Genomic DNA, 18,053 nt, shown 5'->3' with positions numbered 1-18,053 from the left:
AAACTATTTTTTCTTTTGGTTTGTTTTATCTTTGCATAGACACACTTCACACAAAAATATGCTTGTATGCAGAGAGCCAAAAAAAATTATCTTATTTATGTGATCATGTTGCTCCTTTTCGGGGCACTTATTTACATGGCTATCGAGGAAGGTGACCGTTTTTCACACCATGTGGTAGCATCATCAGCTGTTGCGGAGGAGACTCCTTTTGCTATGTTTTGTCAGTTTGTCACCGACAACCTGCATCATCCGTTAAGTATATTGTTGATACAGATAATCGCTGTCTTGTTGATGGTGAGGCTTTTTGGTTTTCTGTTTAAACATATCGGGCAGCCGGGGGTGATTGGTGAGATTGTGGCGGGAATTGTGTTGGGACCTTCCGTGTTGGGCTATTTCTTTCCGGATGTATTCCAGGCCCTGTTCCCTCCGGAGTCCCTTACGAATCTTGAATTATTGAGCCAGGTCGGTCTGGTACTTTTCATGTTTGTGATCGGAATGGAACTCGATTTCAGTGTACTTAAAAACAAGATCAACGAAACATTGGTCATCAGCCATGCAGGTATATTGGTTCCGTTCTTCCTCGGCATCGTCGCATCTTATTGGATTTATGAAGAATATGCCGCTGCCCAGACAAGTTTCCTGCCGTTTGCCCTTTTCATCGGTATCTCTATGAGTATTACCGCTTTCCCGGTATTGGCCCGCATCATTCAGGAACGGAATATGACGAAAACTCCTTTGGGAACTTTGGCCATAGCTTCGGCTGCCAATGATGATGTCACTGCCTGGTGTTTGTTGGCTGTAGTCATAGCCATTGCCAAGGCCGGAACATTTGCCAGCGCTCTTTATGCCATCGGGCTGACTGCCCTTTATATCATAATCATGTTTATGGTGGTACGGCCGTTTCTCAAGAAAGTAGGAGAGGTGTATGCCAATCAGGAGGTGATTAATAAAACATTTGTGGCCCTGATTCTGCTGATTTTGATTATTTCCTCTACGCTTACCGAGATTATCGGTATTCATGCCCTGTTCGGAGCCTTCATGGCAGGAGTCGTGATGCCTCCCAGCCTGGGATTCCGTAAAGTGATGATGGAAAAAGTGGAAGACATTGCTCTTGTCTTTTTCCTTCCGCTTTTCTTTGCCTTTACCGGGTTGCGTACGGAGATCGGATTGATTAACAGTCCGGCGCTTTGGGGAGTCTGCCTGTTGTTGATTACGGTTGCTGTGGCAGGAAAACTGGGTGGTTGCGCCGTTGCCGCCCGTTTGGTGGGAGAGTCGTGGAAAGACAGTTTTACTATCGGTACGCTGATGAATACACGGGGATTGATGGAGTTGGTTGCACTAAACATCGGATACGAAATGGGAGTGCTTCCACCTTCTATTTTTGTAATCCTGGTCATTATGGCTCTGGTGACTACCTTCATGACCACCCCGTTGCTGCATTTTGTTGAACAGATTTTTGCCCGTCGCGAAGAACGTTTATCGGCTAAGTTGAAGTTGGTCTTTTGTTTTGGACGACCGGAGTCGGGACGCAGCCTGCTTTCCGTCTTTTTCTTATTATTTGGAAAAAAGATGAAAGCTGCCCATGTGGTCGCTGCCCATTTTACGGTGGGGACGGACTTAAACCCATTGAATGCAGAGCAATATGCCCGTGATAGTTTCTCGCTGGTGGACGAAAAAGCTTCCGAGTTGGGACTTAGTGTTGAAAACCGTTACCGGGTGACCGATAAATTGGTGCAGGATATGATCCGGTTGGCACGAAAAGAGCGTCCTGACATGTTTCTGCTGGGAGCAGGAAGTAAGTACAGACCGGATGCTGCCGGAGGCAGTGGAGTGTTATGGCTCTCTCTGTTTCGTGATAAGATAGATGATGTGATGGAACAGGTGAAATGTCCGGTAGCCGTTTTTGTCAACCGTGGTTATAGCGGAAACGTCCCCGTCTCTTTTGTGTTGGGTGGGGTGATCGATGCTTTTCTGCTTACTTATCTTGAGAGTATGCTGGAGGGGGGCGCACAGGTACATCTTTTCCTCTTCGATACGGATGATGAGGCTTTCCGGCAGTCTACAGATCCGATATTGGCCAAATATTCCTCCCGGATACGAACGCAATCCTTTAGTAGCGCCGTCGATCTGGCTTCGGTAGCAAAGGACGGCTTGCTTGTGATGAGCCACCTGTCCTATACGAAGTTGTCCGAAGAGGAAGAAGTGTTCCGTGATTTTCCTTCCTTGTTAGTCATCCGGCGGCCTAAGAAAAACTAAGGTACTACTAATTTCTAACGATTAATTATTCTGAAAGATGACAATTGATAATCAAACCGGTCTGGTGCTTGAAGGCGGAGGTATGCGCGGAGTGTTTACCTGTGGGGTACTGGACTATCTGATGGACCATGATATTCGTTTTCCTTATACGATCGGGGTGTCTGCAGGGGCTTGTAACGGCCTTTCGTATATGTCCCGACAGCGTGGGCGTGCCAAGTACAGTAATATCGACCTGTTAGAAAAATATCATTATATCGGGCTGAAACATCTGCTTAAGAAACGGAATATTCTGGACTTCGATCTCCTTTTTACGGAGTTTCCCGAGCATATACTTCCATACGATTATCAGGCATACTTCAATTCTCCCGGGCGTTATGTGATGGTGACTACCAATTGCCTGACCGGAGAAGCCAATTATTTTGAGGAGAAAGAGGATAAAAACCGTGTGATCGACATTGTCCGTGCTTCCAGCAGCCTTCCTTTCGTTTGCCCCATAGCTTATGTAGACGGTATTCCCATGCTGGACGGAGGTATTGTCGACTCTATTCCTTTGCAACGTGCCATAGACGATGGATATCGGAACAATGTGGTTGTCCTTACCCGGAACCGCGGTTATCGGAAAGAAAATAAAGACATCCGCGTTCCCTCTTTTGTTTATCGTAAATATCCGAAGATACGTGAAGCGTTGAGCAGGCGTTGTGCTGTATACAACGAACAATTGGAGATGGTTGAGCGTATGGAAGAAGAGGGAAATATAACTGTTATCCGGCCCCGGAAACCGGTTGTTGTCGATCGCATTGAACGTGACATTCATAAACTGACCGATCTGTATGAAGAAGGATACGAATGTGCGAAGCAGCAGTTTGAAGTTGGCTGATATTCCCGGCAAAGAATGTGGATGTTTTAAGAAGCCGGGTCACAAGTGGTTGAAAATAAAGTTAAAAGTCTGATTGGTAAAGTAACAAGTAGGTTACAGCCATGTTCCTATATAACGTCACTATAAAAAGAATATATATGGATACTTTGAAAATGCTGGCTGTTGTAACGGGAACGGATATGTATGCTGATGGAAATCTGGAAACAGGGTTGTGGCTCAGTGAGTTGACCCACATCTATCATTGTGCGGAAGAAAAGGGATATGAAATAATCATAGCAAGCCCCAAAGGTGGCAACGTCCCTGTTGATCCGGAAAGTTTAAAGCCGATGGTTTTAGACAAACTTACGAAAGGGTATTGGGATGATCCTGAATTTAGGAATGAGTTGCGACATGCGAAGAGTTTGGACGAGGTTGCCGGAGAGCTGTTTGATTGTATCTATCTGGCGGGCGGACATGGTACGATGTATGATTTTCCTAATAATACCACTTTGCAGACGATTATTAAGGAGCATTACGAGCATACTAAAATAGTAGCCGCGATCTGCCATGGTGTAAGTGGGCTTTTGAATGTCAAATTGTCCAACGGAGAGTATCTTATAAAAGATAAAAGGCTCACAGGATTTTCCTGGTTTGAGGAAAGTGTTGCCGGGAGAAAGAAGGAGGTACCTTTTGATCTTGAAGCAGAGTTGAAAAAGAGAGGAGCCGATTACGAAAAAGCATTGATTCCGATGACCTCAAAAGTAGTGGTGGACCATAATCTGATAACGGGGCAAAACCCGTTCAGTTCAAAAGAAATGGCGGAAGTCGTCATGCGACAGTTGGGTTGAGAAAAGTAATTTTTATTATAATAGGACATGAATTTAGAAGAAGTCTTAAATTATCGTCGTTCCGTACGGGTGTTTGATAAAGCGAAGCCGTTGGACCCTGAGAAAGTGAAACATTGTCTGGAACTGGCAACGCTGGCTCCTAACAGTTCGAATATGCAATTGTGGGAGTTTTATCAGGTCACGCAACCGGAGTTGCTGGCAAAGATATCCAAAGCCTGTCTTGACCAGACTGCGACTTCAACAGCTTCAGAGATTGTCGTTTTTGTTACACGTCAGGATTTATATCGGAGCAGGGCCAGGTTTGTACTCGATTTTGAAAGAGGGAACGTCAGACGAAACAGTCCCCGGGAGCGTCAGGAAAAACGTATCAAGGACAGAGAACTCTATTATGGAAAGTTAATGCCGTTTCTTTATGCCCGCTTCTTTGGCATACTGGGTTTTTTGAGAGTTTTATTGACTAAAGCCATCGGCCTTTTCCGCCCTATTGTGCGTGAGGTTTCCGAGGGTGATATGCGTGTCGTCGTCCATAAATCTTGTGCGCTTGCCGCTCAGACATTTATGATTGCAATGGCCAACGAAGGGTATGATACTTGTCCCTTGGAGGGCTTTGACAGTAAACAAATGAAGAAACTGTTGAAATTGCCTCATGGTGCCGGGGTGAACATGGTGATTGCCTGTGGAATACGGGATGGAAATAAAGGAATCTGGGGTGAACGGGGCAGAGTACCGTTTAATGAAGTTTATCATAGAGTTTAATGTTGCTTGTATCCGTTTAGGCCATAATACAAAATGTAAGCTTCTCCGGCAATGACCAACAGCCATGTCCAAAGCCAGTTGCCACCCATCACATCGGCAAAGATTCCTTGCAGAAGAGGAATAATACCTCCTCCGATGACTCCCATTGTCAGCACTCCGGATGCCTTAGTGGTATATTTCCCCAGTTTGTCGGTTGCCAATGTAAAAATGGCCGGCCACATGATAGAGTGAAAAAAGCCTATCAACGTCAAGATCCAGGGATTGGCCGTCAACATCGCAAGCACGAGTAGTATGATGGCCCCGATAGAGGCTGTCACCAATTGCTTTTCAGAAGGGATTCGCCTGATAAAGGAGCCTAAGAAGCGTCCCAATAGCAGCAATCCCCAATATAAAGCGGCCATATGCGTGGCATTTGAGGCGAACGATCCTCCGAGTTCGGATGCATACATATTGACATTGGCTCCGACGGCAACCTCGATGCCTACATAGAAGAAAATTCCCCATACCCCTAATTTGAGATTTCTGAATGACCATACGCTTTTATCGAGGTTTTCTCCCGGTGCTTGGAGTACATTGCCGATAGAAGGCATTTGTATTCTGCCGACAAAAAGGGTGACAATCAACATGATCAGAATCAATACGATCAGCGGGATAATAAATTGCTTCGTCACGATGTCATGCAAGGGTGTTCCGTGAAATATCAGATAACTGATTACCAACGGAGCGATAGCCATGCCGATCGAGTTGCTCGTTCCACCGATCATCTGCCGCTGCAAGGCCGTCGTTTTACCAATCTGGCAAACCGTGAGATATAGATTGAGCACTACTTGCAGGATCGTGGCGGCTACACCGATCACGAAAGAGCCGATCAGAAAAATGAAAAAGCCGACAGAGATAGGGTTGCCGATGATGGTGACCTGCATGGGTGTATATATATGGAAAAGCACGGCTGCTTCATAGATCGCCAGTCCGGCGATAAGTATCAGCAAGGCAAGAAAAGACGTTTTTCGGTATCCGTATTTTTCCAGCCATCGTGTCCCGAATCCTTCGGATAGGGGATAGGCAAGGAACCATGAGAAATTCAGCATCGTCACCAATGCATTGGTGATATTACCATCATGGGGCAGCATAGCTGTTTGTAACGGTATCTGAAACTGTTGATTGATGACGGTGAAAAGTCCTACAATAAAATACAATATCAGCATTACCGTAAATACGGTAAATACGTTCACGACCTTGGCTTGATTACGCTTTTGATTCATAAGAGATCATTTGGATTACATGCTTTGGAAACAATCTTTCGTCTTGAAAGTTGAGTAAAAACATATTATTTACCCATATTATAATGAAATTTGAAAGACTTCTTCATTCTGGCAGCGAACTAAATATGAAGTGCCCCCAAAAGTCAGACACAAAACTTTTGGGGGACACTTTAGTTGGACACACCTTCATAACGGGCAGACGCAATAGAGGTCGTTTTTATTCCTTTTTCAAAACACTTGCCGGATTCAGGTGCATTATTTTATAAATCTTGTATGCCGTAACCAAGAAGATCAAAAGGGCCATCGTGAAGAACAACAAGATTCCCCAATTCCAACTATATATGCTTTTCAAACTACTTTTTTGTGCGATCCCTATCAACACCAATCGTACTAACGGATAGATAATTACGAAGACAGATAGGTAAATAATCAGATAGATTTTGCCGAATAACAGGGCAATCACTTTCGGGGTAGCCCCGTTTATTTTTCGGATGGCTACTTCCTTTTGACGGTTTACCACATCCATGGAGATTCCGGAATAAATACTTAATATCAACAAGAGTATACTGACTATTGCCAACAACAGGGATGCTGTCTGCAAGAGTGCTGCAGTTCCCATAACGGACTGTTTGGAATCACCCGTATTACGAATATCAAGAGGCAATGTCTCAGGTACATAACGCCGGCAGATCTCTGTTATTTTTTCCAGGGCGACCGGAGTAATATCCGAATGGAGGGTTTTAAAGTAATAGGTGTAGGCTTGCGGATTAACTAAAAAGACAGAACCGACTGCCCTGTTCTGAGCATTTTCCTTGTTCAGTGCGCGGTAAGTTCCGGCAATCCGGTATTCTTTGCCATCCAACGTGACACTGCCTTCTATACTATCCCTCTGCAATTGTTCTTTAAACTGTTCGCTTATATAAACAAAACCTTGAGCATCCTTATCCACCAATTTTCCGGAAAACGGGATCTTGAAGAACTCAAAATAATGGGGCTCTGCTTGGATCATCAGCACATTTCCTCTCGGCTTTCCGTTTTTCATGTAGGTCATGTAGGTATAAACATCGGCATCGAAAGTATTGAAAGCGGATGTCCGATCGGTTATCTCGGACAAGGACTGGATATCCGAAAGAATGGCATCCATGTTTTTCTGCATGCGTATGGTATTGACCGATATTGAAATCACCCGGTTCTCTTCTTCCGTGCTCAAAGGATGGTACATTCCTTCAAACATCTCATTGAATAAAAGCGTTATGCCAAATACACCGCCTGTGAAAAGGATGGAGATCGCCAATTGCAAAGCAATCATGAAATTGCGGAACACATGCCGCTTCTGTCTCTGTACGACCGAATGGAGGACACTCAACCGGCGTAACCGATAGATAGGATAAAGAATGGCGAGCATGCAGATCAACAACAAAACGAGATACAAGCCTAATTGTGAACCATATAGATCTACCAAGGAGAATGAGATCATGTCTTCCGGACGGATGTATGTATATGCCAAAGAGAGGGTGATTTCCGTCACGGCCAATGACAGAAAGAAAGCGACAGATAGCATCCAGAAGATCTCGGCGAAAAGTAAGGCAAACAATCCTTTGATGTCCGAACCGATACATTTGCGAAGCACCAGTTCTCGTTGCCGGTTATAGAACATCTGGATAATGAACTTCAGAAAATTGATCAACCCCGACAATAAAATCAGCGAAGCTATAAACCGGGCGAGCAGAATACTTATCGTTCTTTGGACACTGTCATTCTGTTCCGACTCCAGGAAAGCATATAAATAGATATTCTGGTCTCCATGCTTCCAGGTCAGGTTCTTTAACTGTTTATTCAGGCTTTCCGTCGTGGTTTGTCCGGTGAGACGTGATCTGATACTGAGTGGAGTACGGGACTTTGCGGACAGGGGAAAATAACAATCGATTGTTTTTCCACGATGATCTTTTTCTTCTGTCAAAGCAACATTGACAATTTTATACACCATAAGATCAGACGAGTCGTTAGCTTCTGTTTCCTGACGGATGACTTGACCTATCGGATCTTCTTGTCCAAATGCTTTCCGGGCAAACGATTCGGAGACGATCACCTCATTGGGAGCTGTTATCTCTTGATTGCCATACTTCAATTTGAACGAATTATAGGTGAAATAATTAGATGATACATTTTTGAACGACACCAAAAACGGCAGTTCCCGTTGTTTTTTGTCGATGGCCGTAATTTCTTTTCCATTGCTATAAGAGGAAGAAGCCACAAGGGTATCTATGCCCGCTATCGGCAACTCTTTCAGATAATCAAAATCCTCCTTAAACAAATAGATATCAGCGGCTGTCTGGGAAGATGATCCGAGCAACCGAATGCTGTATTCATTATCATCGGACAGTTCAATCTTACCGGATACGGCATCAATAAAATAATTCATCATGCAGAAGCAGGTGATGCCTATCGCCAAACAAATAGCCGAAATAAGACTATGAACTTTAAAGTTCATTAAATTGCGTAATGCTACTTTCAAGTAATGCTTAATCATGTTCTATTACTGTTTTTCTTTATGTTTGCAAGAATCATGCCATATAGCTAAATAGCTATTATATAATACAATATATTCCCGAACGCTCTCTTATTATTGTGCGAACACGCACAAAGTCAGTTCACTATCGCACAATTACATCCGGCTACCCCTCTCGGAACAAAAAAAGTGAAGTCAAATCATTATAAATAGGAGGAATGGATATGAGTGCTGCTACACAAGGGATTGATCCCAAAATGATTGCCAATATAATCTTACTCCTGCATATCCAACCCATCCGGGTGAGATTTTGAAGGATGAAATTGAGTATAGGGAAATATCCCACCTATGTACAAAACGACGGCACTTAGAAAGAAATGCCGTATATTTATACACATAAGACAAGAGTACCGTTTTTACCTGAAAGGCGGCGCATTGCCGTATGCCCATGAACAGTTCAAGGCATGCCCGACACTGGACATTGATGTTCTGGGAACAGCATTGCTAATGACAAAAGATAATAGAAGAGGCTTTCTCTGAAATATGCGGTATAACCTGCGAAAAAGACGGAATCCGTTTCGAGACGACCACTATCGAAACGGAAGAGATAAACGAGAACCGCGTCTATAAAGGCATCTGGCTGCACGTGAAAGCCCAGTTGGATACAGCCCGTCAGAAGAAACAGTCATCTGCCTGATAAAAGAAAAGCTGTTTCCCTTTTGGGAAAAATATAAGGGACAATAAGTAGCATTACAAGCAGTATGGTAACAAACAAATCACAGCTTGAAAAATGGCTGACAGCCCAAAAGAGGTGCCACTTGTCAGACAAGCAGGTGCAAATGGCACGGTTATAGAAACTAATAAATTATGTAAAGTCCAAGTTACTAATTTGAATCAAATACTTAAATATCTGTATTTTTAGTCTGTTATACTTTCCATTATATTACATCACTCATAAAACTATCTCGGCAAAAAACGGGGAAAGTTCAGTCTATTTCCCTCTTACCGGAAATTGGAAATGCGATAATTAGTTACATGAAATACGGCCGTCCTGTTTCAGATGAGAGTTATTTATTTCTTCAAGTTCATGCCCCATATCAAGGGATAGCTCCACATAGTTTTACCAAAATAGTCGATTTCAACATAAAGAACCCAAAAAAGGTTTTTCTTCAAACTTGGTGGTAAGTTTTCCTCTGCTCTTTTTTATCTAATTTCAGGTTTCGGAAGTGAAACTCGTTGTTTATAGTTGACAAAGAAGTAAGTATCCCGGCTTTCGCCCGAAAAGACCATCCGTGGGATGGAGATGCGAATCCGGAACTTAACCATCTGAAAAACAGTATCCTTGAAGTGTGAAGTTTCTGTCTTCAAAAGCTTTGTTTTAACACAGGGTTAAAGCTTGTCCTTTAGATGTGAATAACAAGTTCTTTAAATGCAAAAGACTTGTTATTGGCGCATAAGAATAAGACAAACCTGAAAAAGGCGTTAACAATGTTAATTGAAGAAAAATATAAGTATGAGGATACCGGTTCAAGCGGCGTAAATCCGCTTTCTAAACTTGAGTTATCCAATTCGGTTGGTGTCTGTTTTATTATCTCCGGAAGTGAATCTAAGGCCATATCTCCGGGAATTGCAGATTCTTTTTGTGACAACATCTTATATATTAGCGGCTTGTAAGATATTCGTTTGATATGTATATAATGGTATACATTATTATATATGAAATAATTATATCCTTATTTTCTTTTATGTTGAGGACTCTTTTCACAGTTCTATATTACGTGGATATTTCCTTATTTTATTATTATATAGGTATGAAGAAGCTGTTTAGGCTTTTTCTTTTTACTTGGATTCCATTAAAACTCAGACTTATACAAAAAACTCTATTTTTTTTTCTCTTAACTCTTGCTTAGTATAATTATAATATCTACATTTGCTTCGAACAATTAAATATACCCAATTATTAAAGGGTTCTTTAAAAAGTATGTTAACCATTGGCAATTGGCAAATATAGCCAATTTTGATAGAATAGAGAAGAATTAAGGTATTACACACATATTGAATTATTTATATTATTAACACTAAAAATTGAGATTATGAAAAAGAAACTCATGATGGTTGCAGTGCTTCTGGGTGCGTTGTCACTGGGAGCTTGCGTAGACAACGACGAATCGGCATCGGTAACAGCGGTGCGTAACGCAAAAGCAAAGCAATTAGAGTCTGTTGCGAACATGAATAATGCGAATGCGGATGCTAAGAAAGCTATTACTGCGGCTGAAGTTGCAATAAAAGAGGCTGAAGCCGCCTATCAAAAAGCACAAGCCGAATTGGCGCAGGCTCAAGCAGATCAACAAAAAATCCTATTGGAGAAAGCTCAGGCTGCCTTGGAGGCAGAACTTGAAGCTGCTAAAATTAATGCTGAAGCTGAATTGAATAATGCTAAGGCAGCTTTAGAAGCTGCTAAAGCAGGTCTTATTGCCGCTTTGGATCAAGTAGATCAGGCCAATAAGACAAGAATTACAACTCTGTTAGGTAAAGCTAATGGGTTGCTGACAACGATCAATAACGATAGACAGAGTTTAATTGATGCAAAAGATCAGTTGGCAAGATTGAAAGCTGGTTTAGTGTCAGTAGAGTTAAGCAATCAGCAAACAATAGCTAATGAGGAAAAAAATAAAGCTGTTGCTCAGGCATTAATTGCGGAATATGAGAAGTATAGTACTAAAGATAAGGCCGATGCTGAGAAAGCGGCTCAGGAAGCTAATGCTAAATTGACTGCTCTTGACCAGATTAAAGGTGAAAAAAATACAGCTGATCAAAATGCGCAACAAGCTTATCAGGTAGCATCTACTAATTTGTATGGTTCTCTTTATGTTCAGACATTGCAGCAAATAGGTTCGTCTTACTATGATACGGAATATATTAGGGGAGAAGGTGTGAATTATACAAACGATGATTCTACTAACGGAACAGTATGGCCTCGCTCTTATACCAAATATACTGCTAATTTGGATCGTATCAATGAGACAATTACTAATCAAACAAGATATTTGAGTGTAAGTAAAGCTGTTCTTGCAGATGCTAATAAGGCTTTGACAGATGCAAAGGCTTCTGATACTTATAAAAGTCTGACAAAGGCTGTAACTGATGCGCAGAAGAAATTTGATGATGCTAAAACCGAAGCAGATAAAAATACTGCTTTGAGTGAACTGCGTACAGCGGAATCTAATTTAAGTGCTTACATGCAGCCTTTGGAAACTGCAGTTAAGGATGCTACTACAGATGTAACGAATAGTGAAAATAGCTTGAAGTATTGGAATAATGTATTGGCTAATGTTTCGGGCGATAATGCCACAGCATATGCTAATTTAATAACTACTATAGAAGAGGCTATTAAAGCACAGGTAGAGACTGCAATTGCTTACAATAAAGCTTCTCATAATTATTCTGTTCAAAGTTCTTTGGCCTATACATTGCAAAGTATAGCTGATGGCTTAGCTGATTACGATCAGTTGATTTTAGCCCAGAAACAAGCTATTGCTACTGCCGATGTAAATATAGCTAACGCCGCTTCAATTGTATCAGAGGAACAGGCTATCGCAAATCAGGAGAAATTAATTGCTGACCTTGAAAATAGTTTGGCTGTAAATGAACCTATTTACAATGATTATTTAGCTCAGATCAAAGCTTTAGTAGGTGACTCTGCAGAATAATCGCCAATAGTAACGGCAAATAAACAACAAATCAAAAAAAGTATCGTATGAAAATAAAAAGACTTTTAGTGTTGGCCGTTCTACCCATGATGTGTCTTGCAGCTAATGCGCAGAACTGTAGTAAAGACAATACTCCTAAAAAGGGTGACTTTACGGTAGCAGCTACTGTTGGATACAATAGTTACACAAATGTCACAGCCCCTTCGGGGCTGCTGACTGACTATGAAGTCAGAGCGCTCTCAACCAACTGGGCAGACAAAAAGCTGATGGTTGGTTTCGAAGGGGGCTGGTTCTTCAAAGATCAGTGGAAACTAAATTTGGGTGGCGGTGTCAGCTTCACGAATAACCCCGGTTATCCGGCTGTTCCCGGCACGATAGACGATTCGAATAAGGATAACTCGGCAGACGAGAATATGGGAGAAATCCCTAACTACCGTGCCGTAGCCAGTGCTCAGTCGTTCGCCTATAATGTGTCGGCAGGTGTTGATCGTTATTTCAACATCAAGCGTGTTCCTAACCTGATGTGGTATACAGGCGTTCGCGTAGGTTTTGCTTACGGCGAAAATGAAATGAAGTATGATGAAGAGACCTCTATGGGCAAATCGGTTGCCGAGAGCTGGAATCTTCGTGGCGCCCTGACTATCGGTGTCGATTACTATGTTCTTCCTGCCCTCTACGTCGGTGCGCAAATCGATCCGTTTGCTTATACGTACAACAAGACTACGTATAATCCGCAAGCCGGTCTTGGCGATCTGTCGGCAGACAGCCATAACTACAGTGTTTTGGCGGCTCCGACATTGAAGATCGGATTTAAGTTTTGACCTCTATCTCCATCCGGCCGATAGGCTATCGGTCGGGTGGGTGATTTTATAAATAAGTCCATTTATTTATACCTCCCCGGTGTCCGTGACGGCTGTCGGGGATTTTTACGTGATTGGCATTTTGGATGACTGAATGGTGTTTAGAATATGAAGAAGAGTAATGTATACATAGGTGAAGTGATAAAACAGGTCATGGCCGAAAGGCAGGTGACAAAAGCCGAACTTGCCCGCAGATTGGGGGTGAGGCCACAGAGTGTGGACTATCTGCTGACACGAAAGAGCATTGATACAGATACGCTGTATAGTTTGTCATTGGCACTGGATTATGATTTTGCTGTTCTATATTCCATAAAAAAAGGAGTTGCTCTCCCTGTTGATGAAGAGGAGACGTTTAAAATGGGAAATGCAAAGGTCACTTTAGAGATCGAGTTGCGACAGGATGAAATGTTGAAACTGAACCTGAAGCAGAAGATCGCAGATCTGCTGGAAGGAAAAGGAAAGTGATTTTGCGTATCTGATATCTTCTTTTATCTGTTCTTTCTATAAATCAATTGGAGAAAGAATGGTATCATCTCATATTTATTGCTGTAAACTGACTTTTTTCTGTTTTTGTAAACGATTGATAATTAATGTGTAATGTGCCGGTGAATCAAAAGTAGCAGCCTTTGAAACAAATCTTTTAGTTGAGAAATGGGATTCCGCGTTCCTTTGCGGCATCAAAACAATCTCAATCAACTAAAAAATTTAAGTACCATGATGAAGAACAAAAAAAGGGCTGTTTGGTTGCTGGCTTGCTTCCTGATGGCCGGCTTCACAACCGCACAAGAAAAGAAAGAATCTTCCCGGACACCTTCCGGATCGAAAGAAGAAGGCAATCGCAACGTTATGCTGAACGCTTCGAGCGCCAATGGCCCCCGCGAAATCTCTATCGGCCTGCCTGGTGGAGACGTAAACGTACTCGAAAACGGACTTCCTGTAGTCTATACCTCTAATCCGCATAACGTAAATACCCACTGGCGTGGAGACAGCAGTCTCGGACACGTCGGACTGCTAAAAATCTCCGAAACCGCTATTACTACCGGAAATATCGGCTATGCCGTAAACTCTTTTACTCAGTTGGGAACTGAGAAATTCCGTGGAATCGTCAATTACAGTATCAACCACTTTGGCAAGCAGCAGTTCGATGCCAATATCAGCGGTGGTATGGGGAAAGGCTGGTTTTACAGTGGAAGTGTCTACCAGAACTTTGACCCGGGCAGTTTCAAACTGCGCTTTACTTCCAATCAGGACCGCACTCAAATCTATAAAGCAGCCTTGACCAAGAATTATAGCGAAGGGCGCGGACAGCTGTCGGCCATCTATCACTACAGCAACAGCCGTTGGCCGAGTAATGAAACGACTTCCGCTCCTTTCATCTATGTTGGAGACGGCAGCGTGAAAGAAATACCGGGATTCAGCCTCGGAACAAGTTCTTACCTGCCTGCCACGGGAGAAATGGTTTATCGTGATATGCGTACGGGGGAGCTGAAAAAGACCAATCTTTATGATGCCACTCTGAATAAAGGAAACCAGTTGACTTTGCTCAATACCTATACTTGGGACAACGGTCTGAACTGGAAGGTTAACCTGAAGTATGATCATGCCTTGGGTTCGTATGTCTATCAGACCCCGATGGCTATGGAACAGAAGGATGCCTCCGCCGGCTATTTTCTGAAAGGAACGGACGGTACGTTGAAACCGTATGAAGGGTATGTGCAAAGTCGCATGTCTTGCTTTAACCGGGGGACGATTGACGAGTTCTTCGCCACTTCCGAACTTTCACGCCAATATCGCAATATGACCTGGAGGCTCGGTGTGAACGAATGGCACTACAAAGTGGATTATGCTTCGAACACAACCATGTACGATCATACGGTAGAAGAGTATCCCGAGCGTCTGGTGCGTGAGGGGAATACGGACGGCGTGTACTACGATTTCAATAAAAATGCTTCGGAATACTACAAAGGGCACGAAAACAAGTTAGCTGTTTATGCCACCCACGACTGGGATATTTCTCCCCAATGGAATGTATATTATGGTGCACGTCTGGAATGGCAGCATCTGGAAGGAGAGAATGCGGCTGTGTATGACGCAGAAGGAAATGCCGTAGGTCGTTTCGCAGATTATTATCTGGGCGCCGTATCCGATAAAGGAGTCAGGATTACACCCCGCCCTTTCGATTACGACTGGATGAACATGGCATTCACTGCCGCCGCTACCTATAAACTGACCCGGGAGTTCGGTTTCACCGCCGACTTTACTTACAATACACAACGTCCCGGTTTGTCGAACTTTGCACCTGCCACAATGCCCAATACCGATAAAATATCCGTTCCCCTGGGACGTGCCGGGGTCTATTATAACACGAACTGGATTAGCCTGACTTCTCTGTTTTCCTACATTTCGAAAACAAACAATAACTCGACGCTCAATCTGATTAACCCGAATGACCGGACCGAGATTCTTGCCGCTCCGTTGAGTTATGACATCAAGACCATCGGCTGGACGACGGATGCAGTGATCAAACCGTTCAAAGGCTTCAACTTCCATTTCCTGTTTACCTACCAAAGCCCGACTTACAAGAAATATGAAACGAGTGTGACTTTCAAGGACGGTACGATAGGTGAAATCAATGCCACGGGAAATATTGTGACGGAGATTCCGAAAGTGCTTGTCGAACTCGATCCCAGCTACAACATTACGAACGACCTCAGAGTCTGGGCCAGCTTCCGCTATTTCAGCAAGACGTACGCTAACATTAAAAATGCTTACTACTTCAACGGGCGTTGGGAAACTTTCGGTGGTGTCAACTGGACGGTGAACAAACATCTTGCATTGAGTGCCACAGTCGTTAATTTCCTCAATCAGACCGGAGCCAAAGGAAGTATTGCCGGTGCCGAACTGGTGGACAAAAAAGACGCGGCATCCTATAACGGTCATTGGATGGCAGGCAGCTATATTCGTCCGTTTACCGTGGAATTTGCTGCCAGCATTCGTTTCTGACGCGGTTTGGTATCAATCGTTATACTATTTGAAACAAAAATAATAGCCGGTGGCAGATAACTCCGCTATCTTTGCCATCGTAAACACAGCTATTGCATTACTAATAAAAACATCCTGTTATCATGAAAACAACTTTTATGAATGTAAGTAGAAGAGTGATCGGCGCTTTGGCTGTTTTACTCGGAATTTCGTCTTGTCAGAGCTCACAATCTGAAATGACATTTGAACAAGAAGGCGACAGCCTTACCGTAATTCATATTACAAATCCTACCCGATATTTACTTTTGCCCATCGAAGAACAGACTCCCGAAGCGCAGGTTTGCATTGCGTCAGATTCGGTTCCGGTAGAGATGGACGTGCGCCTGTCGAGGGCGAAGGTGGACTATTTCGTTCCTTACGCCTTGCCTGAAGGAGAGAAAAAAGTAGCTGTGCGCATCCGCCACTTACCGAAAGATGCCTTGTGCTGGAAAGAGCTCAAACTCTCGGATACCTTTGATACCGCCAATACGGACAAATACCGTCCTGTCTATCATCATACTCCGCTTTACGGATGGATGAACGATGCCAACGGGCTGGTATACAAGGATGGCGAATATCATCTGTTCTATCAGTATAACCCTTACGGCTCTATGTGGGGCAACATGCACTGGGGGCATTCGGTAAGTAAGGATCTGGTACACTGGGAACATCTGGAACCGGCGCTTGCCCGCGATACGTTGGGGCATATCTTCTCCGGAAGTTCGGTGGTGGACAATGCCAATACAGCCGGTTACGGCGCAGGTACCATCGTTTCTTTCTATACCTCGGCCAGTGACAAGAACGGACAGATACAGTGTATGGCTTACAGCACCGATAACGGTCGTACGTTTACCAAATATGAAAAGAACCCCATCCTGACTCCGTTTGACGGATTGAAGGACTTCCGCGATCCGAAAGTGTTCTGGTATGCTCCGGATCAGAAGTGGGTGATGGTGGTATCGGCCGATAAAGAGATGCGTTTCTATTCGTCACTGAACTTGAAGGACTGGACGTATATGAGCGGTTGGGGCGAAGGCTATGGTGTTCAGCCCAGTCAGTTCGAGTGTCCCGATATGGTGGAACTTCCGGTGGACGGTGATCCGAATCATAAGAAATGGGCGTTGATAGTCAACGTGAATCCGGGATGCTACTTCGGTGGAAGTGCCACTCAGTACTTTATCGGTGATTTTGACGGCGAGAAATTTGTTTGCGACAATAAGCCGGAAACTGTGAAGTGGCTCGACTGGGGAAAAGATCACTATGCGACTGTCTGCTTCTCGAATACGGGTGACCGTACGATTGCCGTGCCTTGGATGAGCAACTGGCAGTATGCCAATATTGTGCCTACCCGCCAGTTCCGCAGTGCCAATGCGTTGCCTCGCGAACTGAGTCTTTATACTCAGGATGGAGATATCTATATGGCTGCCGCTCCGGTGGAAGAGACGAAGTCGTTGCGTAAGGAGTCGCGGGAGATCCCGGCCTTTGAGGTGGCGGACGCCTATCATGTGGATTCACTGCTGGCCGATAACCGGGGAGCTTACGAGATAGAGCTGGAATTGGCTGCCGGTTCGGCGGAAATCATGGGACTGAAACTGTTTAATGAGAAAGGGGAGAATGTAGATATCTATATCAGCCTTCCGGAGAAGAAACTGGTGATGGACCGCACTAAGAGCGGCATTGTAGATTTCGGAAAGGACAGCGCCCCTCATGCCATCGAGGCACACGACCGCCGGAAGCAGAACTCCATCAACTATGTGGACGATTTTGCCTTGGGTACCTGGGCTCCGGTGAAGAAGGCCGACAGCTATAAACTGGATATCTTTGTTGATAAATGTTCGGTGGAAATCTTTCTGAACGGTGGAAAGATTGCTATGACAAACCTGATATTCCCCACAACTCCCTATAACCAGATGAGTTTCTACAGCCGTGGGGGAGCTTTCAAGGTCAGCCAGTGCAGGGTGTACAGGCTGTAGCT

The 18,053-nt window shown here is 43.8% G+C and carries 12 protein-coding genes; 10 read left to right on the top strand and 2 right to left on the bottom strand.

What is annotated here, in order from left to right; genetic code table 11:
• The first annotated feature begins 66 nt into the window (after positions 1-66).
• The 4 genes from R3O62_RS20065 (at position 67) to R3O62_RS20050 (ending at position 4,716) form a co-directional block, all read left to right on the top strand.
• Positions 67-2,256, top strand: coding sequence for a cation:proton antiporter (locus R3O62_RS20065; protein WP_022011790.1), 2,190 nt, complete (start codon positions 67-69; stop codon positions 2,254-2,256).
• A gap of 37 nt (positions 2,257-2,293) precedes the next feature.
• A complete protein-coding gene (locus R3O62_RS20060) occupies positions 2,294-3,133 on the top strand; it encodes a patatin-like phospholipase family protein (protein WP_005807747.1) in 840 nt (279 codons plus the stop codon).
• A gap of 137 nt (positions 3,134-3,270) precedes the next feature.
• On the top strand, positions 3,271-3,960 hold the full coding sequence (locus R3O62_RS20055) for a type 1 glutamine amidotransferase domain-containing protein (RefSeq protein WP_188521304.1): 690 nt from the start codon (positions 3,271-3,273) through the stop codon (positions 3,958-3,960).
• A gap of 27 nt (positions 3,961-3,987) precedes the next feature.
• Entirely contained in the window at positions 3,988-4,716 is a 729-nt protein-coding gene (locus R3O62_RS20050) for a nitroreductase family protein (RefSeq protein WP_032529970.1), read from the top strand.
• Here R3O62_RS20050 and R3O62_RS20045 read toward each other — a convergent pair.
• Positions 4,713-5,978, bottom strand: a complete 1,266-nt coding sequence (locus R3O62_RS20045) for an MFS transporter (protein WP_317472988.1) — start codon at positions 5,976-5,978, stop codon at positions 4,713-4,715. The two genes, R3O62_RS20050 and R3O62_RS20045, sit on opposite strands and share 4 nt — an antisense overlap.
• 217 nt (positions 5,979-6,195) lie before the next feature.
• Complete coding sequence (locus tag R3O62_RS20040) at positions 6,196-8,508, bottom strand: ABC transporter permease (protein WP_317472987.1); 2,313 nt, start codon at positions 8,506-8,508, stop codon at positions 6,196-6,198.
• 1,467 nt (positions 8,509-9,975) lie between these two features.
• Between R3O62_RS20040 and R3O62_RS20035 the strand changes: the two genes are divergently transcribed.
• The 6 genes from R3O62_RS20035 to R3O62_RS20010 all read left to right on the top strand — a co-directional run bounded on the left by R3O62_RS20035 (position 9,976) and on the right by R3O62_RS20010 (position 18,051).
• Entirely contained in the window at positions 9,976-10,161 is a 186-nt protein-coding gene (locus R3O62_RS20035; RefSeq protein ID WP_044301493.1) for a hypothetical protein, read from the top strand.
• Positions 10,162-10,580: 419 nt separating this feature from the next.
• Positions 10,581-12,197: a hypothetical protein gene (locus R3O62_RS20030; protein WP_317472986.1), complete on the top strand. Its 1,617-nt coding sequence runs from the start codon at positions 10,581-10,583 to the stop codon at positions 12,195-12,197.
• Between the two features lie 47 nt (positions 12,198-12,244).
• On the top strand, positions 12,245-13,018 hold the full coding sequence (locus R3O62_RS20025) for a BT1926 family outer membrane beta-barrel protein (protein ID WP_033572500.1): 774 nt from the start codon (positions 12,245-12,247) through the stop codon (positions 13,016-13,018).
• 147 nt (positions 13,019-13,165) lie between these two features.
• Positions 13,166-13,522: a helix-turn-helix domain-containing protein gene (locus R3O62_RS20020; protein ID WP_005780721.1), complete on the top strand. Its 357-nt coding sequence runs from the start codon at positions 13,166-13,168 to the stop codon at positions 13,520-13,522.
• Positions 13,523-13,771: 249 nt separating this feature from the next.
• Positions 13,772-16,060 (top strand): TonB-dependent receptor, encoded by a 2,289-nt coding sequence (locus tag R3O62_RS20015; protein WP_317472828.1) that lies wholly within the window; start codon positions 13,772-13,774, stop codon positions 16,058-16,060.
• Between the two features lie 122 nt (positions 16,061-16,182).
• Positions 16,183-18,051: a GH32 C-terminal domain-containing protein gene (locus R3O62_RS20010; RefSeq protein ID WP_317472827.1), complete on the top strand. Its 1,869-nt coding sequence runs from the start codon at positions 16,183-16,185 to the stop codon at positions 18,049-18,051.
• Positions 18,052-18,053: the final 2 nt, after the last annotated feature.

Source organism: Bacteroides hominis (assembly GCF_033042785.2).
Classification (GTDB): Bacteria; Bacteroidota; Bacteroidia; order Bacteroidales; family Bacteroidaceae; genus Bacteroides; species Bacteroides hominis.
Note: the sequence above shows the minus strand (reverse complement) of the source record. Positions and strands in the feature narration are given on the sequence as shown.

Coding starts and splice junctions, on each gene's coding strand:
- R3O62_RS20065 (WP_022011790.1), top strand. CDS start 67: ATGCAGAGAGCCAAAAAAAATTATCTTATTTATGTGATCATGTTGCTC.
- R3O62_RS20060 (WP_005807747.1), top strand. CDS start 2,294: ATGACAATTGATAATCAAACCGGTCTGGTGCTTGAAGGCGGAGGTATG.
- R3O62_RS20055 (WP_188521304.1), top strand. CDS start 3,271: ATGGATACTTTGAAAATGCTGGCTGTTGTAACGGGAACGGATATGTAT.
- R3O62_RS20050 (WP_032529970.1), top strand. CDS start 3,988: ATGAATTTAGAAGAAGTCTTAAATTATCGTCGTTCCGTACGGGTGTTT.
- R3O62_RS20045 (WP_317472988.1), bottom strand. CDS start 5,978: ATGAATCAAAAGCGTAATCAAGCCAAGGTCGTGAACGTATTTACCGTA.
- R3O62_RS20040 (WP_317472987.1), bottom strand. CDS start 8,508: ATGATTAAGCATTACTTGAAAGTAGCATTACGCAATTTAATGAACTTT.
- R3O62_RS20035 (WP_044301493.1), top strand. CDS start 9,976: ATGTTAATTGAAGAAAAATATAAGTATGAGGATACCGGTTCAAGCGGC.
- R3O62_RS20030 (WP_317472986.1), top strand. CDS start 10,581: ATGAAAAAGAAACTCATGATGGTTGCAGTGCTTCTGGGTGCGTTGTCA.
- R3O62_RS20025 (WP_033572500.1), top strand. CDS start 12,245: ATGAAAATAAAAAGACTTTTAGTGTTGGCCGTTCTACCCATGATGTGT.
- R3O62_RS20020 (WP_005780721.1), top strand. CDS start 13,166: ATGAAGAAGAGTAATGTATACATAGGTGAAGTGATAAAACAGGTCATG.
- R3O62_RS20015 (WP_317472828.1), top strand. CDS start 13,772: ATGATGAAGAACAAAAAAAGGGCTGTTTGGTTGCTGGCTTGCTTCCTG.
- R3O62_RS20010 (WP_317472827.1), top strand. CDS start 16,183: ATGAAAACAACTTTTATGAATGTAAGTAGAAGAGTGATCGGCGCTTTG.